General features: G+C 67.8%; 2 protein-coding genes. Both read right to left on the bottom strand.

All coding sequences use genetic code 11. From position 1 onward, the window contains the following. Positions 1-3,559, bottom strand: a 3,559-nt coding sequence (locus tag QOD90_RS21750) for a DEAD/DEAH box helicase (protein WP_526352936.1), incomplete at its 3' end; no start/stop codon positions are given. 127 nt (positions 3,560-3,686) lie between these two features. Then, a complete protein-coding gene (locus QOD90_RS21745; protein WP_526352934.1) occupies positions 3,687-4,307 on the bottom strand; it encodes a TetR/AcrR family transcriptional regulator in 621 nt (206 codons plus the stop codon). Between the last annotated feature and the right edge of the window lie 122 nt (positions 4,308-4,429).

Below are 4,429 nucleotides of genomic sequence, written 5' to 3'. Positions count from 1 at the left end.
CGGTAAGGTCGATTTCGGTGGGAGCGACGAGCGTGAGCGGCGCGGTCTCTGCGGCGTGGAAGGCGATCCAGCCGTCACCGCTGCCGATCGAACCAGCGCCGGACCACGTCACCTCACCAGAGGCGAGCAGCTCGTCGAGCATCGCGGGCTGGTAGTTGCGCACCCGCTGTCCGAACACCAACGGTTCGATCGCCGACGCGGGCATCGGCACGCTGGACAGCTGCTCGATCACCGATGCCAATCCATCCATGCCCGTACTCTTCTCGACCCCCACCTGCTGCCATGCGGGCAGAAACCTGGCATATGCCGCGGTGCTGACCGGTTCGACCTGAGCGCGCAGTGCGGCCAGTGAGCGCCGCCGTAAAATCTTGAGAACGTCGGCGTCACACCATTGCTCGCCGTCCTCCTCGACGGTGAACTCGCCGCGCACCAGCCGCCTGTCGGTCGACATCCGGCCGAGAACGTCGGCCGTCACCCGCAGCCCCAGTCCGAAGCGTTGAGCCGCGTCGCGGGTGGTGAATGGACCGCGGGTTCGGGCGTATCGACCGAGAAGCTCACCGAGTGGATCGCCAACGGATTCGGTGAAAGCGGTCGAAATGCCAACGGGTACGGCGATTCCGACGCCATCTCGTAGCAGTCCGACGTCCTCGATGGCGACCCACCAGGTCTCGCCGGCGAAGGACACCGTCAGCGCGCGTCGAGCCGACCGCAGGCCCTCCAGCCAGCCGCCGACGTCGTCCACCGTCGATCGGTCCGCCACCTCTCCTTCGGTCAGCGGGCCGAGCAGGCGCAGCAGATCGGCTACGCCCTCGGCGTCGCGTACCGCCCGTTCCGGCGTGAGGTGCTGCAGTTGCGCGACGGTCGACTCGATCACCTTCTGGTCGAGCAGTTCGCGCAGTTCGACGCGTCCGAGCAGTTCGGCGAGCAGGCTGCTGTCCAACGACAGCGCGGCCGCTCGTCGCTCGGCAAGCGGGCTGTCACCTTCGTACATGAAGGCGCCGACATAGCCGAACAGCAACGACGCGGCGAACGGCGACGGGGTTTGCGTCTCGACCTCGAGGATCCGGATACGCCGTTGCGCAACGCGATTCATCAACTCACGCAAAGTCGGCACGTCGTAGACGTCTTGAAGGCACTCGCGCACCGTCTCGAGGACGATCGGGAAGTCCGGATACTTGCGAGCGATGTCGAGCAGTTGCGCAGCGCGCTGGCGCTGATGCCACAGCGGCGAGCGCTTTCCGGGATGGCGCCGCGGTAGCAGGAGGGCGCGGGCGGCACATTCGCGGAACCGCGAGGCGAACAGAGCCGAGCCGCCCACCTCGTCGGTGACGATGGAGTCGATCTCATCGGCGTCGAAGACGAAGAGTTCTGCGCCAGGCGGGGTGTCCTCGGTGTCGGGCAGGCGCACGATGATGCCGTCGTCGGAAGCCGTCGGCTTCTCGTCGATGCCGTATCGCTCCCGCAGCCGCCTGCCCACGGCCAATGCCAGCGGTCCGTGCACCCGCAAACCGTAGGGGGAGTGCAGGATTACGCGCCAGTCGCCCAGTTCGTCGCGGAAGCGTTCGACGATGAACGTCGTGTCGGTGGGTACGGTGCCGGTGGCGTCGCGCTGATCGGAGATGAGGCGCCACAGGTTGTCGGTGGCGAAGTCGTTGAAACCCATTGCACCGCAGCGCACGTCGAACGTCGCGCGATCCAACCCGGCCAGTTCGCCGGTGAACGCGCCGATGGCGGCGCCCAGCTCAGCGGGCCTGCCGACTCCGTCACCGCGCCAAAAGGGCAGCCGCGCGGGCTGTCCCGGCGCGGGCAGGACGAGCACGCGATCGTGGGTGATCTCGGTGATCCGCCAGCTGGTGGCACCAAGTGAGATGACGTCGCCAGGCCGGGACTCGTACACCATCTCCTCGTCGAGTTCGCCTACCCGCGAGGGCTTGTCGGTATCGGCGGACGACGCCAGATACACGGTGAACAGACCGCGGTCGGGGATCGCGCCACCGGAGGTCACCGCAAGTCGTTGGGCGCCAGGCCGGGCAGTGAGGGTGCCCTCGTCGCGGTCGTATACCAATCTTGGGCGCAGTTCGGCGAACTCCGTAGAGGGATACTTGCCGCTCAGCAGGTCCAGCGTCGCCTCGAATGCGCTGCGCGGCAGCGTCGCGAACGGTGCGCTGCGCCGGACGGCGTCGAACCAGCGGTCGGCGTCAAGGGGTTCGAGAGCGGCTGCGGCGACGGTGTGCTGAGCCAGCACGTCGAGGGGATTCGTCGGCACCCGCATGGTCTCGATCTCGCCTGCGAGCATGCGCTGCACCGTCACTGCGCAGTCGATGAGGTCGGTGCGATGTTTGGGGAAGAGCACGCCTTGAGAGATTTCGCCGACCTGGTGCCCCGCCCGGCCGATGCGCTGCAGGCCGCTGGCGACGGACGGCGGGGACTCGACTTGGATGACGAGGTCGACGGCGCCCATGTCGATGCCGAGTTCGAGGCTTGAGGTGGCCACGACCGCCTTGAGTCGGCCGGTCTTGAGGTCGTCCTCGACGATGGCGCGCTGTTCCTTGCTGATCGACCCGTGGTGGGCCTTCGCCAGTAGCGGCGCCGCCCCCAAGCTCACGCCGCTGCCCATCATCTGGGCGGGAAAACCGCCGCCCACCTTCGGGTTGCGCGTCTCGGGGATCTCGGTGCCGACGCGCTCGGCGTGAATCTCGTTGAGGCGGGCAGTGAGTCGTTCGGCCAGCCTGCGCGAGTTGGCGAACACGATCGACGATTGATGGGACTCGATCAGGTCGACGATGCGTTCCTCGACGTCGGGCCAGATGCTGTTGTTCTCGAGGTTGGCCATGTCGGGCACTGGCACCTGAACCGACAGGTCGAAGGTCTTGGCGGCCATCGGCGCCACGATGGTCGTCGGGGCCTGGCCCGACAGAAACCTGGCGACCTCCTCCGGCGGTCGAACCGTGGCCGACAGCCCGATGCGTTGGGCAGGCTTGTCCATGAGCTGGTCGAGTCGCTCCAAGGACAGGGCCAGATGGGCGCCGCGTTTGGTGGCCGCGACGGCATGCACCTCGTCGACGATGACGGTGTCGACCTCGGTGAGCGTCTCCCGGGCGGCCGAGGTGAGCATCAGGAACAGCGACTCGGGCGTGGTAATCAGGACGTCGGGCGGCTTGGCGATCATCTCGCGACGTCGGTTGGGCGGGGTGTCGCCGGAGCGGACCCCGACGGTGATGCTCGGTGCGGCCACCCCGCGGCGTTCCGCGACGCGACCGATGCCGGTCAGCGGGGTGCTGAGGTTGCGTTCGACGTCGACGGCCAGCGCCTTGAGCGGCGACACGTAGAGCACCCGGGTGCCCTTCTTGGCTGGTCCGGTGGCGGCCCTCGGTTCGCTGGATGCCAGTCGGTCGATGGCCCAGAGGAAGGCCGCCAGCGTCTTGCCCGACCCCGTCGGGGCGATGACCAGGGTGTTGTCACCGTTGGCAATGGCCTCCCACGCCTCGGTCTGCGCGGCCGTCGGCGCCGCGAACGTGCCCGTGAACCACTCCCGCGTCAGCTCACTGAAGCGGGCCATGGGTGCTGCGGGTTCAGCGGACTTCCTGGCCATCTCGCCATAGTGCCCTCACCCACCGACAACCCGGCGCCCCCGTTCGCGATTTCGGCGCGCTCACCCGCGCTCACCGCGGATGGACGCGCCGAAGTCACTCGAGCGGAGGGATGGCGGGCATCCGGCCGACGGCATCGAGCAAGGCGTGCGCGCACGCGTCGGCGACGGCACCGGCGTCGATCGTGGGATCCATGATCCGCTGCCGGCACATCTCGAACGTGAACGCCAGCCAGCCGTAGACGATCACCCGCAGGTCGCGTTCGACTCCTGTGTCCAGCGATTGCCCCAGTGAGTCCGTGATGCGGTCGATGATGCGGTTGGCCTGCCGGTCGTTGTCGACGTCGTCGATACCGCGCAGCACCGGGTCGGAGCGGCCCATTCCCATGTAGGCGGCCCAGGCGCCGTGGGGGTGGGCCTCGTCGTAGTCGAGGTAGGCGAGCACGCCCGCCCGCAACTGTTCGAACAGGTTCAGGCCGGGCTGCGGCGGTGTGTTGGTGGCCTCGAACAGGCGCTCACCCTCGGCACGCACGACGGCGGCGAAGAAGGCTCGCTTGTCCGGGAAGTAGTGGTACATCAGCGCACGCGAGACACCAGCTCGCTCGGCGATCTCGTCGATGCGCACTTCGTCGTACGGGCGCTGTCCGAACACCTCGACGCCTAGCGCGAGCAGCTCGCTGCGCCTGTCCTCCGGGGACAGCCTTCTACGGTCGGCCACGTGGGCAGTTTAAGTGGCACATGTACAACAGCAGCGGCCGCCATCCTCCGCGCGAAGCGTTACTTGACACATGTACAACAGTGGCGGAGGCTGGCGACATGACAGCGCTGGCCACCACCGGC

Origin of the sequence: Mycobacterium sp. (assembly GCF_032161845.1) — a bacterium.
Classification (GTDB): domain Bacteria; phylum Actinomycetota; class Actinomycetes; order Mycobacteriales; family Mycobacteriaceae; genus Mycobacterium.
This window is presented reverse-complemented; position numbering and strand designations above follow the sequence as displayed.